The sequence below is a fragment of the Streptomyces sp. NBC_01224 genome, from assembly GCF_036002945.1.
Taxonomy (GTDB): domain Bacteria; phylum Actinomycetota; class Actinomycetes; order Streptomycetales; family Streptomycetaceae; genus Streptomyces.
This window is the reverse complement of sequence record NZ_CP108529.1, coordinates 6,516,154-6,538,065: the sequence shown is the minus strand read 5'-3', so window position 1 is coordinate 6,538,065 and position 21,912 is coordinate 6,516,154. Positions and strand designations below refer to the sequence as shown.

The following is a 21,912-nucleotide window of genomic DNA, read 5'->3' as shown; positions in this document are numbered from 1 at the left end:
GCGGTGGACCCCTGCCCCCGGTTCAGCCCCCGGACCGGGACGACATGGTCGGCCGCCCCGGCCCGGCCGCCGGGTTCAGCTGCGCCAGACGTCGCTCGTCAGCGTCGCCTTGCTGGAGGACGGCACCGTCGCGGTGCGGTTCGCGCCGCTCTCCCAGGTGACGTTGCCGCTCGCGTCCTTGCGGAGGTACTTGTACTCGAACGACGTACCGGCAGGCATGTTCACATCGAGCTTCCAGACCGGGTACGTGGCCGGGTCGAGCTTCAGCGCGCTGCCGGTGTTCCAGTTGCCGAGGGCGGCCTGGTTGCCGGTCACGTAGATGTTCTGGCCCAGCTGTGTGGTGGCGTCGACGCCGAACGAGGCACCGGAGGTGCTGGTGCCCGGATCCGTGGTGCCGCCGCCCACGCAGGTACGGGCGTTCACCTGGAGCGCCAGGGCCGTGTTGGCGCCGAGCGTCGCGGTGAACCGGCCGGAGCCGTTCACCGTGACGCCGTTGCCGGACTGGATGTCGCAGTAGTCACCGGCGGGCAGCGACGTCTGGAACGTACGGGTCAGCGAGGAGCCCTCGTGGTTGATCGCGACGTATGCCTTCGAGCCGCGGCCGAACGCGATCTGGTCGCCGCCGTTGTCCCACCAGTCGGTGACGGACTCACCTCGTGCGGTGTTGCGGAAGCCGACCATGGAGGAGATCTCGCGCCAGGCGTGCTGACACTTCCAGCCGTCGCTGTAACAGGCGTTCACTGCGCCGCCGTTGGGAGGGCCGGCGTCCTTGTCGGACCACTCGTACCCGGAGTGGACGTCGGGCGAGCCGTACGGCCAGGCCAGCATGAAGACACTGGCGAGGGTGTAGTTGGCGCCGTCCTTGTAGTTCAGGGTGTCGCCGCCGCGCTCGGTGTCGTGGTTGTCGACGAAGACCGCGGCCTTCGACGACGGCATGAAGCCCCAGCCCTCGCCGAAGTTCTTCAGGTAGGCGAGGTTCTCGTTGTTGAAGACCTGCTTGAGGCTGCGGGCGTAGCGGAACTCCTGGACGTCCCCCGTGCCGGTGTACTCGTCGGGCGAGACCGCCTCGCCCGCGCCGTAGATCGCCTCCTGCTTCCAGTAGACGCCGGGGTTGTTCAGCCGCGACTTGATGTTGGCGAGGTCGGCCGCGGGCATGTGCTTGGCGGCGTCGATGCGGAAGCCGTCGACGCCGAGGGAGAGCAGGTCGTCGAGGTATGCGGCGATCCTGCCGCGGACGTACTCCTCACCGGTGTCCAGGTCGGCGAGGCCGACGAGTTCGCAGTTCTGGACGTTGGCCCGGTCCTGGTAGTTGCTGATCTGCGCGGTGCAGTCGTCCATGTCGGCCGCGGAGTACACGCCGGGGTAGTTGTACTTGGTGTACGAGGAGCCGCCGGTGCCGGTGCCCGATCCCGCCGACATGTGGTTGATGACGGAGTCGGCGACGACCTTGACGCCCGCGCTGTGGCAGGTGCTGACCATGTTGGCGAAGGATGCGCGGTCGCCGAGCCGTCCGGCGATCCTGTAGCTGACCGGCTGGTACGAGGTCCACCACTGGCCGCCCTGAATGTGTTCCTGCGGCGGCGAGACCTGTACGTAGCCGTAGCCGGCCGGGCCGAGGGAGTCCGTGCACGCCCTGGCCACGGAGTCGAACTTCCACTCGAAGAGAACGGCGGTGACGTCCTTGCCGCCCGGGGTGGAGGCCTGGGCGGTCGTGGTGGGGGCCACGAGAGCGGCGGCGCCTGCTATCAGGGCGAGCGCTGCAGACAGTGGTCTGCGTGCCATGTTTCCTCCTGCTGTGGGGGAAATGCGGGTGACGGTGCAGCCTCACGTGGCAACGCGCCCTGCCCTCAAGGCTCCTGAAGGTTCTTGCTGCAAGAATGCAAACCTTGCCGCGGTGGAGACCGTACGAGCCTGTCCGGCCTCGGTCAACCCTTTGGACACCGCCCGCTTACATCCACGAAATCCAGCAGTTTTCCTCCTGCAAGGTCTTACGCAAAACATTGCAGCGCTGTTACGTTTGATCCGACTCCGGTCCGGTCGGCCGGGGGTTCCGGTGACCCCGGACCCCACGCGCCCGGCCGGCCGGGCCGGTCGCGGACAAGAGAGGCACCCGGAGTCGCTCACTCCCCGCCGGCCCATTCAGGGCCGACTCCCGGTGCCTCTCCTGTACGCCCGGACACCTTCGGGCCGGACCTCAGACGCCGCGGACCGCGGCGGTGGAGCCCCGTACCACCAGCTCCGGCTGGAACACATACTCCGTACGCTGCACAGGGCTGCCGCCGATCTCCTCCAGCAGGGCACTCACCGCGGCCGCCGCCATCGCCTGTACGGGCTGACGCACCGTCGTCAGCGGCGGATCGGTGAACGCGATCAGCTGCGAGTCGTCGAAGCCGACCACTGACACATCGCGCGGCACGTCGAGCCCGCGCTCCCGGGCCGCACGCACCACACCCAGCGCCATCAGGTCGCTGCCGCAGACGATGCCGGTGCACCCCTGGTCGAGCAGCGCACCGGCCGCGACCTGGCCGCCCTCGACGCTGAACAGCGTGGAGCAGACGAGGATTTCGGCCTCGGCGCGGCCCAGGCCCAGCAGGTTCACGGCGGCCTCGACGAAGCCCTCCCGTTTGCGGCGGGCCGGCACATAGCGCTGCGGTCCGATGGCCAGGCCGACCCTGCGGTGGCCGAGATCGGCGAGGTGTCCGACGGCCATCCGTACGGCGGCGGAGTCGTCGGGCGAGACGAAGGGGGCGCTGATCCGTTCGTTGTAGCCGTTGATCAGGACGAACGGCACGCCGCGGTCGGTGAGCGCGGCGTACCGGGCCGGGTCGGCCGACATGTCGGCGTGCAGCCCGGAGAGGAAGACGATCCCGCCGACGCCCCGTTCGACGAGCTGCTCGACGAGCTCGTCCTCGGTGGCGCCGCCGGGCAGCTGGGTGCAGAGCACCGGGGTGTAGCCGTGCCCGGCCAGTACCTGTTCGACGGACTGCGCGAACGCCGGGAAGATCGGGTTGGTGAGCTCGGGCGTCACCAGTCCGATCAGCCCGGCGCTGCGCTGCCGCAGCCGTACGGGGCGTTCGTAGCCCAGGACGTCCAGCGCCGCGAGCACCCGCTGCCGCGTGGTGTCAGCGACGCCCGGTTTCCCGTTGAGCACCCGGCTGACGGTCGCCTCGCTGACCGCCGCCTGGCCGGCGATGTCCGAGAGCCTCGGCGCACCGCCGGTCCCAGGGCCTCTGGGCAGGGGGACGGTCACACCGTCCACCACACCGTGGTGTCCGCGGGCAGCTCGATCTCGGCACCGTCGGCGGCGACCGGGGTGCTGGACAGCAGGACGGTGCCGCGTACGGGGATGCGTACCGGACGGCCTGTCGTGTTGACGGTGCAGACGAATCCGGGACGGGCGAAGATCAGCAGACCCTCGGGGGCCTGGAGCCACTCCACCGCGGTGCCTGCGCCGAGCCCCGGGTGCGCCCGGCGGGCGGCGATCGCGGCCCGGTACAGCTCCAGCGTGGAGCCCGCGTCGCCGGTCTGCGCCTCGACACTCAGAGCGCCCCAGCTGTCGGGCTGGGGCAGCCAGCTGCCGCCGCTGCCGAAACCGTACGAGCTGCCGTCGCGGGTCCACGGGATCGGCACCCGGCATCCGTCGCGGAAGCCGTCCTGGCCTTCGGCGCGGAAGAACGAGGGGTCCTGGCGGGCCTCGTCGGGCAGGTCGGTGACGTCGGGCAGGCCCAGCTCCTCGCCCTGGTAGACGTACGCGGAACCGGGCAGCGCCAGCATCAGCAGGGTGGCGGCACGGGCTCGGCGCAGGCCCAGCTCGCGGTCGCCGGCCGTGCGGATCTGGGTGCCGAGACCGGGCGGGTTGGCGAACCGGGTGGTGTGCCGGGTCACGTCGTGGTTGGAGAGCACCCAGGTGGTGGGGGCGCCGACCGGACGCATCGCGTCCAGCGAGGTGTCGATGACCTTGCGGAGCTCTGCGGCGTCCCAGGCGGTGGACAGGTACTGGAAGTTGAACGCCTGGTGCATCTCGTCGGGGCGCACATAGTTGGCGGTGCGCTCGACGGTCGGGGTCCAGGCCTCGGCGACGGCGATGCGTTCGCCGGGGTACTCGTCGAGGATGGTGCGCCAGGAGCGGTAGATCTCATGGACCCCCTCCTGGTCGAAGAACGGCATGACGTCGTTGCCGAGCAGCTTGAGCTGGTCGTGGGTGCCGAGGTCGGGCAGGCCCTCGGCCTTGACGAGGCCGTGGGCGACGTCGACCCGGAAGCCGTCGACGCCCATGTCGAGCCAGAAGCGCAGGATCGAGCGGAACTCGTCGGCGACGGCCGGGTGTTCCCAGTTGAAGTCGGGCTGCTCGGGCGCGAAGAGGTGCAGGTACCAGTCGCCGGGGGTGCCGTCCGGGTCGGTGGTCCGGGTCCAGGCGGGGCCACCGAAGATGGACTCCCAGTCGTTGGGCGGGAGTTCGCCGTCCGCGCCCTTGCCGGGACGGAAGTGGTAGCGCTCGCGCAGCGCGGAGCCGGGGCCTTCGGCGAGGGCGCGCTTGAACCACTCGTGCTGATCGGAGGAGTGGTTGGGCACCAGGTCCACGATGATCCGCAGGCCCAGGTCGTGGGCGTCCCGGATCAGCGCGTCGGCATCCAGCAGGGTGCCGAACATCGGATCGATGGCGCGGTAGTCGGCGACGTCGTAGCCCGCGTCGGCCTGCGGGGACGCGTAGAACGGGCTGAGCCAGACCGCGTCCACGCCGAGGTCCTTGAGGTACGGGAGTCTGCCGCGTACGCCTGCGAGATCGCCCATGCCGTCGCCGTTGCCGTCGGCGAAGCTCCGTGGATAGACCTGGTAGATCACCGCGTCCTGCCACCAGCCGGTCTGGTGGGCCGGAGCGTCGCCGGACGTGCCGGTGGAGGGGGCAGCGAGGTGCTGGGTCATGTCGTCCCTGGGGTGTCTGGGTGGGGAGCGTCGCCGGGACCGGGTCGGGATTCCGGCGACGCCGTGACTTGGTGCGTGCGGGTCGTACGGGGCGTGCTGCGTCAGCCCTTGACGGCTCCGGCGGACATGCCGGTGACCAGATGGCGCTGGGCGAAGAGGAAGACCAGGGCCGCGGGTATCGCGATCAGCACGGACGCGGCGGTCATCGGCCCCCACTGGGCCCCGTACCGGTTGACGAAGAGCTGCAGTCCACCCGCCAGGGTGAGGTTGTCCTCGCCGACCATGAAGGCTGAGGCGTACGCCACTTCGCCCCATGCGGTGATGAAGGAGTAGAACGCGGTGACGGCCAGGCCGGGCTTGGCGAGCGGCAGGATGAGCCGCCAGAACGTGCCGAACGGTGTGAGGCCGTCGACCTGCCCGGACTCGTCGATCTCGCGCGGGATGGTGTCGAAGAAGCCCTTCATCATCCAGGCGCAGAACGGCACCGAGATGGTCAGGTAGGTGATGACGAGGCCGGCGGGCTGATTCAGCAGCCCCATGCCCGACATGATGTTGTAGATCGGCACGATGAGGACGGCCACCGGGAACATCTGGGTGACCAGGAGCGTCCACATCAGCCCGCGCTTGCCCGGGAAGCGGAAGCGGCTGACGGCATAGCCGGTGGAGGCGGAGATGATGACGCCGAGAAGCGTGGTGAGCCCCGCGACGAGCAGGGAGTTGCCGAACCAGGTGAGGAACTTCGTGTTCTGGATCAGGTTCGTGTAGTTCTCGAACGTCGTCTCTTTGAAGAAGTCCGTGGTGGTCGCGTACGCGGCGGGCTTCAGCGAGGTGAGCAGGACCCACAGCACGGGGAAGACGGCGATCACGGACGCGACGACGAGCGTGAGGTGCAGCCCGACGGAGGCGATCGGCGAACGCTCGCCGCGCAGCCGGACCTTGCGCGCGGAGTGCCGCGCGGAGGTCGCCGGGACGGTGGTTGCGGGGGCGGTGGTCACCAGTCGTCTCCCTGGGTGCGCAGGACTCGCCGGTAGACGGCGGCGAAGATCATCAGGAGTACGAGGATCAGCACGCCCCAGGTGGAGGACTGCGCGAAGTCGCGCGGGCTGATCTCGAAGGAGAACGTGTACGCCTGGGTGACCAGGATCTGGGTGGCTTCACCGGGTCCGCCGCGGGTCAGCAGGTAGATCACCGGGAACATGTTGAAGGTCCAGATGGTGGAGAGCAGGATCACCGTGGAGGAGACCGGCCGCAGTCCGGGCAGCGTGATGTGGCGGAACCGCTGCCAGGCGGTGGCGCCGTCCATCTCCGCGGCCTCGTACTGCTCGCTGGGGATCGACTGCAGTCCGCCGAGCAGGGCGACCAACATGAACGGCACGCCGAGCCAGACGTTGACGGCGATGACGGAGAACTTCGCCCAGGCGGGGTCGTTCAGCCAGGGTATGCCGTCGATCCCGCCGCCGGAGAGGATCTTGTTGAGCAGCCCGCGGTCCTCGTTGTAGAGGAAGCGCCAGGCGAAGACGGAGACGAAGCCGGGGATGGCCCAGGGCAGGATGAGCGCCATCCGGTACGCGGAGCGGCCGGCGATCCGGCGGTTGAGGATGTTGGCGAGGGCCATACCGAGGGAGAAGGTGATGGCCACGCAGGAGACCGTCCACACCAGGGTCCACCCGAGCGTGCCGAGGAACTGATCGCCCGTGAGCGCCTCGGTGTAGTTGTCCAGGCCCACGAACTTGTACGTGGCGGGCGAGTGGTTGACACCGATGGACCGCTCGACGTTGCGCTCATTGGCATCGGTCATCGACAGGTAGATGCCGCGGACCAGCGGGTAGCCGATGATCACGCCGATCACGGCGACGACCGGGGCGACCATGGTCCAGGCGTACCAGTGGGTCGACAGAGCCCGCCGGAGCCTGCTCGGCGGCGGGGGGTTGCCAGTACCGCGGCTGCGGCCGCGGGCGACGTCGTCGCCCGCGGCCTTCGCCACCGACTGGCTGGTGTGGACAGCCATCAGTCGGCCTGCCTTCCTGTTACTTCCAGCCCTTGAGGAGCTTGCGGTAGGAGTCGCCGGTCGTCTTGACAGCCTTCTCCGGCGTGGTCTGGTCTGTCAGGACCTTGGTGTACTCGGTGACGAGCGGCGCGAAGAGGCTGCCGGTCTCCGGGATCCAGGGGCGCTCGACGGCGGTATCGACGACGGGCTTGAAGAAGCCGACGATCTCGTTGTCGACGACGTCCTGCTTGGCGTAGGCGGAGGTACGGGTCGGCAGGAGGCTCAGCTCCTTGGTGACCTTGGCCTGGGTGTCCGCGGACGTCATGTAGTTGACGAACGCGTAGGAGGCGTCGAGGTTCTTCGAGCCCGCGTAGACGGCCAGGTTGTGGCCGCCCTGCGGGGCGCCCTGCGCGGCGGAGCCGGCCGGGACCGGGGCGATGCCGAGGTTGGCCTTGTCCTTGAACTCCTTGCCGGCGTAGGTGTCGGCGACGGCCCACGGGCCGTTGATCATCATGGCGACCTTGCCGTCCTTGAAGGACGACTGCATGTTGTCCCAGCCGTCCGTGGCGTCGGTCTTGGCCGCACCGGAGTCGACGAGGTCCTTGACGACCTTCATCGCCTTGACGCCCTCGGGGTTGTCGATGGTGACGGACTTGGTGGAGGCGTCGACCATGTCGCCGCCCTCGCCGTACAGGAAGGAGAGGAACCAGTACGCGTCGTCGCCGCGCAGGTACATACCGGTCTTGCCGGTCTTGTCCTTGATCTTCTTGGAGACGGTCTTCAGCTCGTCGACGGTCTTGGGGACCTCGACGCCGGCCTCCTTGAAGATCTTCTTGTTGTAGAAGATGCCCATGGAGTCGATGACCTGCGGCACCGCGTACGTCTTGCCGTTGTACTTGGTGGACGCGGCGGCCTGCTTCAGGAAGTCGTCCGGCTTCTGCAGCGCGGCGGTGCCGTCGAGCGGGGCGAGGTAGTCGAGGTCCGCGAACTCGGGGGTCCAGGCGACCTCGGAGCGGATGACGTCGGGGGCGTCGGAGCCGGACTGGGCCGCGTTCTTGAACTTGTTCTGCGCGTCGCCGAAGGGCACGTTGACGTACTTGATGTGGACCTTCGGGTGCTGCTTGGTGAAGTCCTCGGCGATCTTCTTGAAGACCTTGTCCTCGCTGCCCACGGTGGAGGTGTCCCACCACGTCACCGTGCCGGAGAGCTCGCCCGAGCTCTTGCTCGTGCCGTCGGACTCGCTGTCGCTGCCGCAGGCGGTCGCCGCGAGCGCCAGGGCCGCGACCAGGGCGGTGGCCGTTATGCCACGTCGCATCTGAACTCCTTCAACTGCCGTACCGCTCCGTCGCGGCGCCGGGTCGACGTGAACGTAACAAGGATGAAAGAACGCCGAAAGAGTTTGCGGAAGATTTCTGCAAGCGTCGCCGATCGTTACATTCGCGTGTCCTCACGGTTGCCGTCAAGCCTCTTGACGCGAGCCGTCAATCCCTGACAGCGGCAGGCCACAGCCCACGATCCCGTAGTGCGATGATCTGACTGCGATCTGCAATCCGGGCTCGCAAGACCTTGCAAGATGTTGCCGCGATCCCACCCCGGACCACCCCACAGGTACGGTCTTCCGATTCCTGGGGATGGTGGGCAATCCGACATACGCCCGGTACAGTCCACTTCCATGACCGCACGGCTTGCCGATATCGCAACTCAGGCGGGGGTCAGCGAAGCGACGGTCAGCCGTGTACTGAACGGCAAGCCCGGTGTTGCAGCGGCCACCCGTGAATCCGTTCTCGCCGCGCTCGACGTTCTCGGCTACGAACGGCCCGTACGGCTGCGCAGGCGCAGCGCGGGACTGGTCGGGCTGATCACGCCCGAACTGGAGAACCCCATCTTTCCGGCGCTGGCCCAGGTCATCGGCCAGGCGCTGACCCGGCAGGGCTACACCCCGGTGCTGGCGACCCAGACCCCCGGCGGCTCCACCGAGGACGAGCTGACCGAGATGCTGGTCGACCGCGGTGTCTCGGGCATCATCTTCGTCTCCGGGCTGCACGCCGACACCTCGGCCGATATGCAGCGCTACGAGCAACTGCGTGCCAAGGGCGTCCCGTTCGTCCTGGTCAACGGCTTCTCGCCCAAGGTGCAGGCGCCGTTCATCTCGCCGGACGACCGGGCCGCGATGCGGCTCGCGGTGACGCATCTCGTGTCGCTGGGCCATCAGCGGATCGGCCTGGCGGTAGGACCCAAGCGGTTCGTGCCGGTCCTGCGCAAGATCGAGGGTTTCCGTTCCACCGTGCAGGAGCAGTTGGGCCTCGCCCCGGACGAGGTGGAGGAGCTGATCCAGCACTCGCTGTTCACCCTTGAGGGCGGGCAGGCCGCCGCGTCGGCGCTGATGGAGCGGGGTTGCACGGCGGTGGTGTGCGCGAGCGACATGATGGCGCTCGGCGCGATCAGGGCCGCCCGCCGGCTGTCGCTGGAGGTGCCGCGCCAACTGTCGGTGGTCGGTTTCGACGACTCGCCGCTCATAGCGTTCACCGATCCGCCGTTGACCACGATCCGTCAGCCGGTCACGGCAATGGGACAGGCCGCCGTGCGCACCCTCCTGGAGGAGATCGGCGGCACACCCGCTCCGCACAGCGAGTTCGTCTTCATGCCCGAACTGGTCGTTCGCGGTTCAACGGCCGCAGGTCCCGGGCCCGCTCCGGCCTCCGCCTCCGGAGCCGTTCCAGGATCGCACGCCCGCTCCTAGCGCGCAGTACAAGCAGTCAGATGTGCGGCCCCGAACCGATCGGAGGATGATCGGGCGGGGAGAATATTTCTGGCAGACTCTGTGCCTATGGGTGAATTGAGCGTGACGTCACAGGAAGGCCGGCCGGAGGCCACCCCGTCACCCATCGTGGACGAGGCGGCCCTCACGACGAACGCCGTGCAGAACGCCTGGCGGCGCAACGACGGCCCGGCGAGACTGCGTTCCCTGCGATCCCCTCGCCGGCCGCGCATCTGGTTCGAAATCCTGCTGATTGCAGCCAGTTACTGGGTGTACTCGCTGGTGCGCAACGCCGTCCCCGAGCAGAAGGCCGAGGCCCTGCACAATGCCGACTGGATCTGGTCGGTCGAGACCTACCTGGGCATCGCTGTGGAGCAGACGGTCAACCATGCGGTGAATTCCGTGACATGGCTGATCGTGTCGATGAACTACTACTACGCGACACTGCACTTCATCGTCACCGTCTGTGTGCTGGTGTGGCTGTTCCACCGTCACCCCGGCCGTTACGCGGCGGCCCGTCTGGCCCTGTTCGCGACCACGGCCGTGGCACTGCTCGGCTACTACTTGTATCCACTGGCACCGCCCCGCCTGATGAACGGCGGCCATTTCATCGACACCGTCCTGGTCCATCAGACCTGGGGATCGATGGCCTCGGGCAACTTCAAGAACATGTCGAACCAGTACGCGGCGATGCCCTCGATGCACATCGGCTGGTCGCTCTGGTGCGGCCTGACCATCTTCGCGCTGGCCTCCGCCCCCTGGGCGCGCATCCTGGGCCTGCTCTACCCGGCGATCACCCTGCTGGTGATCGTGTCGACCGCCAACCACTTCTGGCTGGACGCGCTGGGTGGCATGACGTGTCTGGCCTTCGGTTACGCGATCTCGTACGCCTGGTACGGCTCGCTGCCGCACCACCTCCCGAAGCGGGTTCCGCTGCCGCAGGGGAGGTCACGGCCGGCCGGCCTGTCCGCGGGCACGCCGATCCGGACGCAACGCCCGGCGACGGACGCGGCAGCGCGCAATTCAAGCCCGTCCGGCGTTTGAGGATCTTTCAGCCTGTCCGACGATTGGGCGCCGGGGTCCGGGGCGGAGCCGCACGCGCCCACTCCCTCCACGCCGCCCCGCCCCTCACCCCCTGTGCACCACACGCCCCCGCACACCGTGACCCTCACCGGTGCCTCCCCCACCTCGTCCGCCGGGGCAAGCACCGGGTCCACCCCGAGCGCCGTCAGATCGGCCCGGTATCCCACGGCGATCCGCCCCGCGACGCCCTGCTCCCCGGCAGCGACCGCGGCGTGCGAGGTGCATCCCTCCAGTGCCATCAGCCCCGTCAGCGCCTGCTCGGCGGTGACCGGCTCGGTGTCGTACGCCCCGGGCAGCCGCAGCCGGGCCGTGGCCGGCACCTGTCGTACGTCGTAGTGGGCGATCGGCCAGTCCGAGCCCAGCGCCAGATACGTCCCGGCATCGCGCAGGTCCCGGCAGCGCCAGGCCCGGCCGGCCCGCTCGTCGCCGAGCCGTTTCGACCACTCGTCGGTGTGGTCGGCACGGGTGTACGCGGAGTGCGTCGGCTGCATCGAGGCGATCACCCCGAGCGAGGCGAACCGGGCGGCCAGGCCCCGCGGCACGGTCTCGATGTGCTCGATGCGGTGGCGGAGCCGATGTGCAATTTTCAGCCCGTCCGGCGCTTGAGGACCGGGGCCCGGGGCGGAGCCCCGGGAAAGGCCCCGCGCCGCAGCGGCCGCCGCTCACGCCCCGTAGAACCGCTCCTCCACCACTGCGCGCGCCCGCCGCGTAATCCGCCGGTAGTCGTCCAGCATGTCCCCGACATGCCCCGGCTCGTACCCCAAGTACCGTCCCACCGCCGTGAGTTCACGCGGCCCCGACGGAAACGTGTCGCCCGGCCGCCCCCGTACCAACATCACCGCATTGCGGACCCGCGTCGCCAGCACCCACGCCTCGTCCAGCGTCTGCGCGTCCTCGCCCGAGATCAGCTCCGCCGCGCACGCCGCGGCCAGCGCCTCGCGGGTACGGGTCGTCCGCAGCCCCGGTTCCACCCAGCCGTGCTGCATCTGCATCAGCTGGACCGTCCACTCGACATCGCTCAGCCCGCCGCGCCCCAGCTTGGTGTGGAGCGTCGGGTCGGCGCCGCGCGGCAGCCGTTCGGACTCCATCCGGGCCTTCAGACGGCGGATCTCGCGGACCGCGTCCTCCCCGAGGCCCTCCATCGGGTAGCGCAGCGGATCGATCAACTCGATGAAGTCACGGCCGAGTTCCTCGTCACCGGCCATCGGCTCGGCGCGCAGCAGCGCCTGACTCTCCCAGACCAGCGACCACCGCCGGTAGTAGGCCTCGTACGACCTCAGCGTACGCACCAGCGGCCCGCTCTTGCCCTCCGGCCGCAGATCCGCGTCGATGATCAACGGCGGGTCGGCGGTGGGCAGTTGCAGCAGTCTCCGCATCTCGGACACCACCTGGTTCGCGGCCCGGCCCGCCTCCTGCTCGTCGACGCCCTCGCGCGGTGAGTGGACGAACAGCACATCGGCGTCGGAGCCGTATCCGAGCTCGTGTCCGCCGAAACGGCCCATGCCGATCACCGCGAACCGGGTAGGGAGGGTGTCCCCCCACTGCTCGCGTACGACGGCGCGCAAGGCTCCCGCGATCGTGACGGCGTTGAGATCGGTGACAGCGTTGCCGACCCGGTCGACGAGAGCCCCGGGGTCCTCCTCGGCGGGGCGCTCCTCCGTACCGTACGAGCCGATGAGGTCCGCGGCCGTGGTCCGGAACAGCTCGCGCCGACGCACCCCGCGGACCACGGCGACGGCGGATTCGGCACCCTCCGCGCGCCCGACCGCTGCCAGTACCTCCTGCTCCAGGTGCTCCCGGCTGCGCGGCTTCAGCCCCTGCGGATCGCCGAGGATCGCCACCGCCTCGGGCGCACGGAGCAGCAGGTCGGGGGCGAGCCGGCCGGCCGAGAGCACCCGGGCGAGGTTCTCCGCGGCCGCGCCCTCGTCCCTCAGCAGCCGCAGGTACCAGGGAGTCTTGCCGAGTGCGTCGGACACCTTGCGGAAGCCGAGCAGCCCGGCGTCCGGATCGGCGGAGTCCGCGAACCAGCCGAGCAGCACCGGCAGCAGGGTGCGCTGGATGGCGGCCTTGCGGGACACCCCGGACGACAGCGCCTCCAGGTGCCGCAGCGCGGCGGCCGGATCGGCGTATCCGAGCGCTTCGAGCCGGTGCTTGGCCGCCTTCGCGCTGAGCCTGGACTCGCCGGGCGCGAGCTGGGCGACGGCGTCGAGCAGCGGCCGGTAGAACAGTTTCTCGTGCAGCCGCCGCACCACGGAGGCGTGCCGCTTCCACGCCTGGTTGAGCTCGGTGATCGGGTCCGTACGCATCCCGAGGGAGCGCCCGAGCCGCCGCAGATCCGCCTCGTCCTCCGGGACCAGATGGGTGCGGCGCAGCCGGTAGAGCTGGATTCGGTGCTCCATGGCACGCAGGAAGCGGTACGCGTCGTCCAGCTGCACGGCGTCCACCCGCCCCACATAGCCGCCCGCGGCGAGCGCCCGAAGGGCCTCCAGGGTGGTGCCGCTGTGCAGGGTGGCGTCGCTGCGGCCGTGCACCAGCTGGAGCAGCTGTACGGCGAATTCGACGTCCCGCAGCCCGCCGGGACCGAGCTTGATCTCGCGGTCGACGCGGTCGACGGGGATGTTGTCGACGACTCGGCGGCGCATCTTCTGTACGTCGGCGACGAAGTTCTCGCGGTCCGCGGCCTGCCATACGAGCGGCGAGACGGCCTCGACGTACTCCGCGCCCAGTTCGGGGTCGCCTGCCACCGGCCGGGCCTTGAGGAGCGCCTGGAACTCCCAGGTCTTGGCCCAGCGCTGGTAGTACGCAAGGTGCGAGGACAGCGTCCGCACGAGGGGCCCGTTGCGGCCCTCGGGACGGAGGTTGGCGTCGACGGGCCAGATGGTGCCCTCGACGGTCGTGTCGGAGCAGATCCGCATCAGGTGCGCGGCCAGCCGGGTGGCGGCCTGCACGGCTGCGCTCTCCTCGTAGCCGTCGACCGGTTCCGCGACGAAGATGACGTCGACGTCGGAGACATAGTTCAGCTCGTGCCCACCGCACTTGCCCATCGCGATGACGGCGAGCCGGCACTGGGCGGCGTCGGAGGGTGCGGCCGTACGGGCGATGGCGAGCGCCGCCCGCAGGGTCGCCGTGGCCAGATCGGCCAGTTCGGCGGCGGCCTCGGCGACGTCCGTCGTACCGCACACGTCACGGGCCACTATGGCCAGCAGGCACCGGCGGTAGGCGACGCGCAGCGAGTCGGGGTCGTCGGCCCCGGCGAGCCCCTGCTCGAATTCGGCCACCCCGGGGTGCAGATCGGTGGCCTCGTAGGTGACGAGCGCATGCCAGTCGCGGGGATGGCGGGCGAGATGGTCACCGAGCGCCTCGGACGCCCCGAGCACCCCGAGCAGCCGGTCCCGCAGCGGTTTGGCGGTGACGAGCGTGTCCAGGAGGACCTGCCGCTCGTCCGGCTCCTCGGCCTCCACCAGCCGGACGACGCCGCGCAGTGCCAGATCGGGGTCGGCGGTGGCCCCGAGGGCGTCGAGCAGCACCGGATCGGAGCGTACGGACGACAGCTCGGGCAGGTCGAGGAGCCGCTCGGCTGCGGAGGGGTCGGTGAAACCGTGCCGCAGCAGTCGGGTGAATGTACTGCTCCTGCGCCCCGGCACCGTCGTCATTCCGTGCTCTCCCGCTCGCCGTCCACACACATTCCAGCGTTACGAGCCTAGCCTCGCACCGATGAATTCGTAGCGGGTGCGCGTCCGCGCTTCGGGGGCACGCTCGCTTCAAGGACCCGACCGGGAGGCCCGCTCCGGCCCTTGCGTTTCCCAGGCCGCGGCCAGCCGGTTGAGCTCGTCTCCGTCCGTCACACGCTCCGCCCGGCCCTCGACCACCACGTCGATCCCCTCCGACAGGGTGGGCACGACGGCGCCACCGTCCCGGACGACCGCCCGCTGCTCGCCCCGGCCACCGAAGCATTCGGCCTCGGCGTAGGCCACGGGTGCGGTGTGCGACCAGCGGCCCGACACCTGGTCGAAGCCGTCGGGCAAACATCCTCCCAGGCCTCCCGTCGCGGGCGTCGGGCTGCGCGCACTCAGCTACCGAAAGGGGCCGAAGGACCTGAGGGGGCGGTGGAGCCCGGCCGGGTCGCGATGACGACGGTCGCGTACAGCTCGGCAGAGGTGACGACGCGCGGGATCAGGCCGCTGCGGGCGACGGTCTCCTCGGCCCGTGCCGCCTGCCGTTCGCTCGTCTCGACCAGCAGATGCCCGCCCGGTGCCAGCCATCGCGGAGCCTCGGCGGTGACCCGCCGCAGGACGTCGAGGCCGTCCCGGCCGCCGTCGAGTGCGACGCGTGGCTCATGGATACGGGCCTCCGGGGGAAGGAGTTCGACGTCCTGCGTCGGTACGTACGGCACATTGGCGAGCAGAATCTCCACCCGGCCGCGCAATGAGCCGGGGAGCGGCTCGAAGAGGTCGCCCTCGTACACCCGGCCCGCGTCGCCGATGTTGCGGCGGGCGCACCGTACGGCTGCGGGTTCGACGTCGGCGGAGTGCAGTTCGATCCGGTCGAGCGTCGCGGCGAGCGCGGTGCCGAGAGCTCCCGAACCACAGCAGAGGTCGACGACGACCGCCCCGGGCCCGGCGAGGGCGGCGGCCTGCCGGACCAGGAACTCGGTGCGGCGACGGGGCACGAAGACGCCGGGGTCCACGGCGACCCGAAGACCGCTGAACTCGGCCCAGCCGAGGACGTGTTCGAGGGGCAGTCCGGCGGCCCGCCGTTCGACCATGGCCGCGAGCTCGGCGTGGTCGGCGGCTGTGGAGACGATCAACTCCGCCTCGTCCTCGGCGAATACGCAGCCGGCGGCGCGGAGTGTGGTGACGATGGAGGAAACGGCGAGCGGTGAAGCGGAAACCGACATGAAGCGGAGCCTTTCGGGAAAGCCGATGGGCGCTCCGCGGTCGATTATGTCGGGTCGACCACGCGATCGTGAGGGGTGAGCACCCAGCCTGATACAGCGGTAATGGGTCTCACCTCCTTGGTCGGTCCCCGTGTTGGGAGGGGTCACATTACCTCAGTCGCGGCCTCGGCTGGCCTCCCCGGCCGGGGAGGCCACCTGACGGAGATGTCCCTGGAGGCGGCGGTACTGCCGGTCGCGTTCCGCCGCCGAGCCGCGGGTAAAGCACTGGCCGAGGAAGACCGCGCCTGTCGCCACGCCGACCGCAAGGCTCCTCTCCGCGCAGCTTCACGGGCCCCTGCGCAACCACGCGCACCTTGCGGATCTCGAAGTCCATCGCATCCGTGTCGTCACCGTCACGAGGTGGGCACGTGGGGCCTCACGCTCCGGACGTACACGCACCTGATGCCGAGCAGCGAGGGGCTACCGCGTCTGACGGCCCACAGACGGCCCAGGGCAATTGAACGGACTCCGGGCCAGAGACACGACGCCTCTGGCCCGGATCGTCACCGCGTCGCCGCAATGCGGCCGACCTGCGGTTACAGCACCGGCAGCAGCGCCTTCAGCTCGAAGGCCGTGACCTCGCTGCGGTACTCCTCCCACTCCTGCTTCTTGTTGCGCAGGAAGAAGTCGAAGACGTGCTCGCCGAGCGTCTCGGCGACCAGTTCGCTCTTCTCCATCAGCGAGATCGCCTCGCCGAGGTTCTGCGGCAGGGGTTCGATGCCCATCGCGCGGCGCTCGGCGTCGGACAGCGCCCAGACGTCGTCGTCGGCGCCGGCCGGGAGTTCGTAGCCCTCCTCTATGCCCTTGAGGCCCGCGGCGAGCAGCACCGCGTACGTCAGGTAGGGGTTGGCGCCGGAGTCGATGGAGCGGACCTCGACGCGGGCGGAGCCGGTCTTGCCGGGCTTGTACATCGGGACACGGATGAGCGCGGAGCGGTTGTTGTGACCCCAGCAGATGTACGAGGGGGCCTCGCCGCCGGCGCCCGCCGCGCGGGAGGACCCGCCCCAGATGCGCTTGTAGGAGTTGACCCACTGGTTCGTCACGGCGGAGATCTCTGCGGCGTGGGTGAGCAGACCGGCGATGAACGAGCGGCCGACCTTGGACAGCTGGTACTCGGCGCCCGACTCGTAGAAGGCGTTGCGGTCGCCCTCGAAGAGGGAGAGGTGGGTGTGCATGCCCGAGCCGGGGTACTCCGAGAACGGCTTCGGCATGAACGTCGCCTGCACGCCCTGCTCCAGCGCGACCTGCTTCATCACCAGGCGGAAGGTCATGATGTTGTCGGCGGTGGAGAGCGCGTCCGCGTACCGCAGGTCGATCTCCTGCTGGCCGGGGGCGCCCTCGTGGTGGCTGAACTCGACCGAGATGCCCATCGATTCGAGCATGGTGATCGCCTGGCGGCGGAAGTCCATGCCGACGTTCTGCGGGGTGTGGTCGAAGTAGCCGGAGCTGTCGGCGGGGGTGGGGCGGCTGCCGTCGACCGGCTTGTCCTTCAGCAGGAAGAACTCGATCTCCGGGTGGGTGTAGAAGGTGAAGCCCAGGTCGGAGGTCTTGGCGAGGATGCGCTTGAGGACATAGCGCGGGTCCGCGAAGGACGGCGAACCGTCGGGCATCAGGATGTCGCAGAACATCCGGGCCGTGCCGGGGGCCTCCGCGCGCCACGGCAGTATCTGGAACGTACCCGGGTCCGGCTTGGCGATCATGTCGGACTCGTACACCCGGGCGAAGCCCTCGATGGCCGAGCCATCGAAGCCGATGCCCTCGTCAAACGCCTGTTCCAGCTCGGCGGGGGCCACGGCAACGGACTTGAGGTAGCCGAGCACATCGGTGAACCACAGCCGTACGAAGCGGATGTCGCGCTCCTCAAGCGTCCTGAGGACGAATTCCTGCTGCTTGTCCATAGCCACATCCTTGCAGTTCAGACGGTCCGTGCACCACCGCCCGGGGTAGGGGAGAAGCTCCAGTATCACGACCCGGGATTTCACCCAGATTACGCACACGACGTGAGATGGAGCACCCGACCACCCACTACGATCGGCGCCCATGGTGTGCACGGGGCGGAGCCGCTTCGCGACTGTCCGGTACGCACTGGTTTTCCCGACCGCTTCTTGTCCCTCCCCGCCCTTTCGCAGAAGGACCTGACGACATGAGCTTCGACCGCAGGACCCGCATAGAGCAGATGCGCAACGCCGACCGCGTGCGGGAGCGCCGCAACCGTGTCCTGGCCATAAGCCTGAGCGTCCTCGTCGTCGTGGGCCTGGTCGGCTTCGGCTCGTACATGGTGCTGGACAAGTCCGAGGCGTCGGAGAAGAAGAAGGCCGTTCAGGCGGAGGACGCCAAGGCGTCCGCGGCGGAGCAGAAGAAGCTCGCCGCCGAGCCGATCGAGGGGCTGAAGACGTGGGACGCGAAGAAGCTGACCCGCAAGCACGTCACCGAGACCGTCACGTACCCGATGAAGCCCCCGGTCGGCGGTGACCACAACCCCGTATGGATGAACTGCGACGGCGAGGTATACAAAAAGCCGATCCCCGACATGAACGCCGTGCACTCGCTGGAGCACGGTTCGGTGTGGGTGACGTACACGGACAAGGCCTCGGACGCCGATGTGGTGAAGCTGGCCGAGCGGGTCGGCAGGACGCCGTACTCGCTGATGAGCCCGTACGAGGGCCAGGCCGGGACGATCATGCTGAGCGCCTGGGGCAATCAGGTGACGGTGGACAGCGCCGATGACCGGCGGGTCGACCAGTTCTTCGCCAAGTTCGTCCAGGGGCCGCAGACGCCCGAGCCCGGTGCCGCGTGCACGGGCGGGCTGGGGGCCCAGTGACCGTGGTGAGACGCGACCGGCGCATCCAGTGGGTGGCCGGCTCCGCCGTCGCGCTCGCGCTGCTGTTCGCGGGGGTGGCGACGGTCGCCTCCGCGCGGGACGACGGCGCGGACCGCGCCGCCGCGCCCGCCCCGCGCACGCCCGCGGTGGACTCGGCGGACGCCGGTTTCGCCCGCGACATGGCGGTTCACCATCAGCAGGCCGTCGAGATGTCCTTCATCGTGCGTGACCGTACGAAGGACGAGGAGGTACGCCGTCTCGCGTACGACATCGCCAATACGCAGGCCAACCAGCGGGGCATGATGCTCGGCTGGCTGGACCTGTGGGAGCTGCCGAAGGCGGCCGCCGGGCAGGAGCCGATGGCCTGGATGGCGGCGGGGCACGGGGGACACACGATGGACGGCATGGAAGGAATGGACGGGATGGCGGGCACGGGGGCCGGTTACCGGGCCCATGACGGCTCCCTCATGCCCGGTATGGCCACCAGGACCGAGCTGGACCGGCTCCGCGGGGCGAACGGCAAGAAGGCCGAGATCCTGTACCTCCAGCTGATGACCGACCACCACAAGGGCGGCGTCGACATGGCCCGCGGCTGCGCCCGGCTGTGCACGGTGAAGGTGGAGAAGCGGCTGGCCCGGGGAATGGTCGAGGCCCAGCAGTCCGAGCTGGACATGATGGCCCGGATGCTCGCGGCACGAGGTGCGAAGCCCCGGTCCTGAAAGATTCCCTCGAGCCCCATATGCACCCGAACGGGTGATAGCGCTCGCGTGCCCCGAACGGGCCCATGACGATGGGTTCGCTCGGGGTCGTACAGCATGCCCACCGGCACGCAGGAGGAATCCCTCATGACCACCGCCAAGGACATCATGCACACCGGGGCCACATGGATCCCCGCGCACGAGACACTCGACCGCGCCGCACAGCTGATGCGCGACCACAAAGTGGGGGCGCTGCCAATCTCGGCCGAAGGCGAACAGGACCGGATGATCGGCATACTCACGGACCGCGACATCGTGGTCGGCTGTGTGGCGATGGGGCACGATCCGTCGAAGATGACCGCGGGCGACCTCGCCCGGGGCACCCCTCGCTGGATCGACGCGGGGGCGAATGTGGAGATGGTTCTGGAGGAGATGCAGACCCATCGGATCCGCCGGCTTCCCGTGGTCGAGAACAAGAAGCTGATCGGCATGATCAGCGAAGCCGATCTGGCGCATCACCTCTCCGACGAGCAGATCGCCCTCTGGGTGGAGAAGGTCTACGCCCCCGGCTGACCGGCTCGCGATCACCCAGCCCAATGGCCCGGTACCCCTTGCCCACGAGGGGTGCCGGGTCGCTGTGCGTTCTCGCCGCCGGGCCCTGTGTTGCTGCGGCGATACGTTTCCGCGCGCGATGCATACGGGGTGGGGGTAGGGTGCTCGACATGACTCTGAGTGGATGTGCGACATACGGACGGTTGTCGCCGTCCGTTGCGCTGCTCATCGGGATCACTCACCTCCTCAGGGGCGTCGTGGCGCGGGTGTCGTCGGCCGCGGGGCCGGTTTCCCGGCCGGGGCGGACCCATCTCGCTTCGTTGTCGGTGCTGTGCATATAGGAGGGGTGCCTCCCCCTCCCCCAGCAGACCGAAATACCGACAACACCCCGAGGTGCTTCCGCCATGCGTACTCCACCCACCCGACGCGCCGTGCTCGGCGCCGCTGTCGCCACTGCCGGTACGGCAGTCCTGGCCGCCTGTTCCGGCGAATCCGACACGGCCCGCAGCGGTACGAAGGCCGGCGGCGCGAACGCCGGCGGCACGAACCACGCCGGTGGTGCGAACCACGGGACCGCCCCCCACGCGAAGCCCAGGGGCGAGTACGTAAACCCCGACGACGAGGAGGTCGGCGCGGCCGAGGCCAAGCGGGGCTCCGGCCCCGAACACAAGATCCACCTCACCGCCACCCCCTCCCGCCTCGATCTGGGCGGCGGGCTCGTCGTCAGCTCCTGGGCCTACGAGGGCCGGCTGCCCGGCAAGGAACTCCGGGTCGCGGTCGGCGACACCCTGGCGCTCACCCTCGCCAACCACCTTCCGGCGACGACCAGCCTGCACTGGCACGGGCTCAATGTGCGCAACAACATGGACGGCGTACCCGACCTGACCCAGCCGCCCATCAAGCAGGGCGCCGAGTACGCGTACCGCTTCAAGGTGCCGCATCCGGGAACGTACTGGTTCCATCCGCACACGGGCGTCCAGCAGGACCGCGGTCTGTACGCGCCACTGATCGTCGACGACCCCAAGGAGCCCCTCAAGTACGACAAGGAGTGGGTCGTCGTCCTCGACGACTGGGTCGACGGGATCGATGGCTCCACGCCGGACGGGGTGCTCGACGAACTCAGCGGAGGCCGGGGCGGCATGGGCCACGGGATGGGCCATGGGATGGGCCATGGGATGGGCCATGACGGCATGGGCGACAAGAGCGACATGGATGACAAGGGCGATTCGGGCGACGCCGGGCGCGGAGGTTCCCCCAAGTCCGCCAAGCGCCGCTCCGGCCCCTCTCGGGTCATGAAGAATTCGTTCAGCGAACTGCTCGACAGCCACGGGGGCAATGTCGACTACCCGCACTACCTGATCAACGGCCGCATCCCGAAGGCCCCCACCTCCTTCACCGCCAAGCCCGGCGACCGGATCCGGATTCGCATCATCAACGCGGGCGGCGACACCGCTTTCCGTGTCGCGCTCGGCGGCCACCGGTTGACGATCACCCACACCGACGGCTACCCGGTCCGGCACACCACGACGGACGCCCTGCTGCTGGGCATGGGTGAGCGGTACGACGTGGTGGTCACCGCGGGGGACGGGGTGTTCCCGCTGACCGCGCTCGCCGAGGGCAAGGGGGCGTCGGCGCTGGCCCTGCTCCGTACCGGACAGGGCGCGGCGCCCACCGCCTCCGTACGGCCGAAGGAGCTGGACGGAAAACTGGTGGAGGCGGGCGAGCTGTCGCCGGACGAATCCGTGGCGCTGTCCGTCAAAGAGCCCGACCGGACCCTCCGGTTCAAACTGACCGGCAACATGGCCGCGTACAACTGGGCCTTCAACCACAAGCCGTACACGCCCAGGCAGCGCCATCCGGTCAAGGCGGGCGAACGGGTCAGGATGGAGTTCTACAACATCACGGAGATGTGGCATCCCATCCATCTGCACGGACACTCGTTCGGGCTGGTGGGATCGGCAGGGCCGGAGCGCCGGGCCTCCCACCGGCGCGAGGCCGCATGGGCGCGCAAGGACACCGCGATCGTCCGGCCGAACAGCTCGATCGCCGTGGAGTTCGACGCGGACAACCCGGGCCTCTGGATGCTCCACTGCCACAACATCTACCACTCGGACGTGGGCATGATGACGGTCCTCGGCTACCACCACTGACCCG

At 69.3% G+C, this 21,912-nt stretch carries 17 protein-coding genes and 1 pseudogene; 6 read left to right on the top strand and 12 right to left on the bottom strand.

Annotated features, from left to right (window positions below; genetic code table 11):
* Nucleotides 1-75 precede the first annotated feature (75 nt).
* The 6 genes from OG609_RS29425 to OG609_RS29400 all read right to left on the bottom strand — a co-directional run bounded on the left by OG609_RS29425 (nt 76) and on the right by OG609_RS29400 (nt 8,225).
* Nucleotides 76-1,782, bottom strand: coding sequence for a carbohydrate-binding module family 20 domain-containing protein (locus OG609_RS29425; RefSeq protein WP_327275599.1), 1,707 nt, complete (start codon nt 1,780-1,782; stop codon nt 76-78).
* Nucleotides 1,783-2,194: 412 nt separating this feature from the next.
* Complete coding sequence (locus tag OG609_RS29420) at nt 2,195-3,262, bottom strand: LacI family DNA-binding transcriptional regulator (RefSeq protein WP_327275598.1); 1,068 nt, start codon at nt 3,260-3,262, stop codon at nt 2,195-2,197.
* Nucleotides 3,247-4,923, bottom strand: a complete 1,677-nt coding sequence (locus OG609_RS29415) for a glycoside hydrolase family 13 protein (RefSeq protein WP_327275597.1) — start codon at nt 4,921-4,923, stop codon at nt 3,247-3,249. The genes OG609_RS29420 and OG609_RS29415 overlap by 16 nt, the downstream gene beginning before the upstream one ends.
* Nucleotides 4,924-5,024: 101 nt before the next feature.
* Nucleotides 5,025-5,918: a sugar ABC transporter permease gene (locus OG609_RS29410; RefSeq protein WP_327275596.1), complete on the bottom strand. Its 894-nt coding sequence runs from the start codon at nt 5,916-5,918 to the stop codon at nt 5,025-5,027.
* On the bottom strand, nt 5,915-6,931 hold the full coding sequence (locus OG609_RS29405) for a carbohydrate ABC transporter permease (RefSeq protein WP_327275595.1): 1,017 nt from the start codon (nt 6,929-6,931) through the stop codon (nt 5,915-5,917). The genes OG609_RS29410 and OG609_RS29405 overlap by 4 nt, the downstream gene beginning before the upstream one ends.
* Nucleotides 6,932-6,950: 19 nt before the next feature.
* On the bottom strand, nt 6,951-8,225 hold the full coding sequence (locus OG609_RS29400; RefSeq protein WP_327275594.1) for an extracellular solute-binding protein: 1,275 nt from the start codon (nt 8,223-8,225) through the stop codon (nt 6,951-6,953).
* Nucleotides 8,226-8,582: 357 nt separating this feature from the next.
* On the opposite strand from OG609_RS29400, the gene OG609_RS29395 reads away from it, so the two are divergent.
* A complete protein-coding gene (locus tag OG609_RS29395) occupies nt 8,583-9,650 on the top strand; it encodes a LacI family DNA-binding transcriptional regulator (RefSeq protein ID WP_327275593.1) in 1,068 nt (355 codons plus the stop codon).
* 87 nt (nt 9,651-9,737) lie between these two features.
* Nucleotides 9,738-10,712 carry a phosphatase PAP2 family protein gene (locus tag OG609_RS29390; RefSeq protein WP_327275592.1) on the top strand — a complete coding sequence of 325 codons (975 nt, stop codon included), beginning with the start codon at nt 9,738-9,740 and terminating at the stop codon, nt 10,710-10,712.
* A gap of 84 nt (nt 10,713-10,796) precedes the next feature.
* Here OG609_RS29390 and OG609_RS29385 read toward each other — a convergent pair.
* The 6 genes and pseudogenes from OG609_RS29385 to glnA all read right to left on the bottom strand — a co-directional run.
* Nucleotides 10,797-11,326, bottom strand: a pseudogene (locus tag OG609_RS29385) (amidohydrolase family protein); the annotation flags it as partial.
* An 87-nt stretch (nt 11,327-11,413) separates the two neighbouring features.
* Nucleotides 11,414-14,404 (bottom strand): bifunctional [glutamine synthetase] adenylyltransferase/[glutamine synthetase]-adenylyl-L-tyrosine phosphorylase, encoded by a 2,991-nt coding sequence (locus OG609_RS29380; RefSeq protein ID WP_327275591.1) that lies wholly within the window; start codon nt 14,402-14,404, stop codon nt 11,414-11,416.
* Between the two features lie 108 nt (nt 14,405-14,512).
* Complete coding sequence (locus OG609_RS29375; protein ID WP_327275590.1) at nt 14,513-14,776, bottom strand: hypothetical protein; 264 nt, start codon at nt 14,774-14,776, stop codon at nt 14,513-14,515.
* Between the two features lie 44 nt (nt 14,777-14,820).
* Entirely contained in the window at nt 14,821-15,648 is an 828-nt protein-coding gene (locus OG609_RS29370) for a putative protein N(5)-glutamine methyltransferase (protein WP_327275589.1), read from the bottom strand.
* A 153-nt stretch (nt 15,649-15,801) separates the two neighbouring features.
* Nucleotides 15,802-15,942: a hypothetical protein gene (locus tag OG609_RS29365; RefSeq protein ID WP_327275588.1), complete on the bottom strand. Its 141-nt coding sequence runs from the start codon at nt 15,940-15,942 to the stop codon at nt 15,802-15,804.
* 281 nt (nt 15,943-16,223) lie between these two features.
* Nucleotides 16,224-17,585, bottom strand: a complete 1,362-nt coding sequence (gene glnA / locus OG609_RS29360; RefSeq protein WP_093897617.1) for a type I glutamate--ammonia ligase — start codon at nt 17,583-17,585, stop codon at nt 16,224-16,226.
* A 245-nt stretch (nt 17,586-17,830) separates the two neighbouring features.
* Between glnA and OG609_RS29355 the strand changes: the two genes are divergently transcribed.
* The 4 genes from OG609_RS29355 to OG609_RS29340 all read left to right on the top strand — a co-directional run bounded on the left by OG609_RS29355 (nt 17,831) and on the right by OG609_RS29340 (nt 21,908).
* A complete protein-coding gene (locus OG609_RS29355; RefSeq protein ID WP_327275587.1) occupies nt 17,831-18,508 on the top strand; it encodes a DUF3105 domain-containing protein in 678 nt (225 codons plus the stop codon).
* Between the two features lie 2 nt (nt 18,509-18,510).
* On the top strand, nt 18,511-19,227 hold the full coding sequence (locus OG609_RS29350) for a DUF305 domain-containing protein (protein WP_327278221.1): 717 nt from the start codon (nt 18,511-18,513) through the stop codon (nt 19,225-19,227).
* A 126-nt stretch (nt 19,228-19,353) separates the two neighbouring features.
* Nucleotides 19,354-19,779: a CBS domain-containing protein gene (locus OG609_RS29345; RefSeq protein WP_327275586.1), complete on the top strand. Its 426-nt coding sequence runs from the start codon at nt 19,354-19,356 to the stop codon at nt 19,777-19,779.
* Between the two features lie 383 nt (nt 19,780-20,162).
* The gene (locus OG609_RS29340) at nt 20,163-21,908 is read left to right on the top strand and encodes a multicopper oxidase family protein (protein WP_327275585.1); all 1,746 of its coding nucleotides are present in this window, start codon (nt 20,163-20,165) and stop codon (nt 21,906-21,908) included.
* Nucleotides 21,909-21,912 lie beyond the last annotated feature (4 nt).

What these genes read in the sequence shown, in the direction of transcription:
- OG609_RS29345 (WP_327275586.1), top strand. Translation starts at nt 19,354, where the DNA reads ATGACCACCGCCAAGGACATCATGCACACCGGGGCCACATGGATCCCC.
- OG609_RS29355 (WP_327275587.1), top strand. Translation starts at nt 17,831, where the DNA reads ATGAGCTTCGACCGCAGGACCCGCATAGAGCAGATGCGCAACGCCGAC.
- OG609_RS29415 (WP_327275597.1), bottom strand. Translation starts at nt 4,923, where the DNA reads ATGACCCAGCACCTCGCTGCCCCCTCCACCGGCACGTCCGGCGACGCT.
- OG609_RS29370 (WP_327275589.1), bottom strand. Translation starts at nt 15,648, where the DNA reads ATGTCGGTTTCCGCTTCACCGCTCGCCGTTTCCTCCATCGTCACCACA.
- OG609_RS29400 (WP_327275594.1), bottom strand. Translation starts at nt 8,225, where the DNA reads ATGCGACGTGGCATAACGGCCACCGCCCTGGTCGCGGCCCTGGCGCTC.
- OG609_RS29340 (WP_327275585.1), top strand. Translation starts at nt 20,163, where the DNA reads ATGCGTACTCCACCCACCCGACGCGCCGTGCTCGGCGCCGCTGTCGCC.
- OG609_RS29390 (WP_327275592.1), top strand. Translation starts at nt 9,738, where the DNA reads ATGGGTGAATTGAGCGTGACGTCACAGGAAGGCCGGCCGGAGGCCACC.
- OG609_RS29395 (WP_327275593.1), top strand. Translation starts at nt 8,583, where the DNA reads ATGACCGCACGGCTTGCCGATATCGCAACTCAGGCGGGGGTCAGCGAA.
- OG609_RS29405 (WP_327275595.1), bottom strand. Translation starts at nt 6,931, where the DNA reads ATGGCTGTCCACACCAGCCAGTCGGTGGCGAAGGCCGCGGGCGACGAC.
- OG609_RS29380 (WP_327275591.1), bottom strand. Translation starts at nt 14,404, where the DNA reads ATGACGACGGTGCCGGGGCGCAGGAGCAGTACATTCACCCGACTGCTG.
- OG609_RS29425 (WP_327275599.1), bottom strand. Translation starts at nt 1,782, where the DNA reads ATGGCACGCAGACCACTGTCTGCAGCGCTCGCCCTGATAGCAGGCGCC.
- glnA (WP_093897617.1), bottom strand. Translation starts at nt 17,585, where the DNA reads ATGGACAAGCAGCAGGAATTCGTCCTCAGGACGCTTGAGGAGCGCGAC.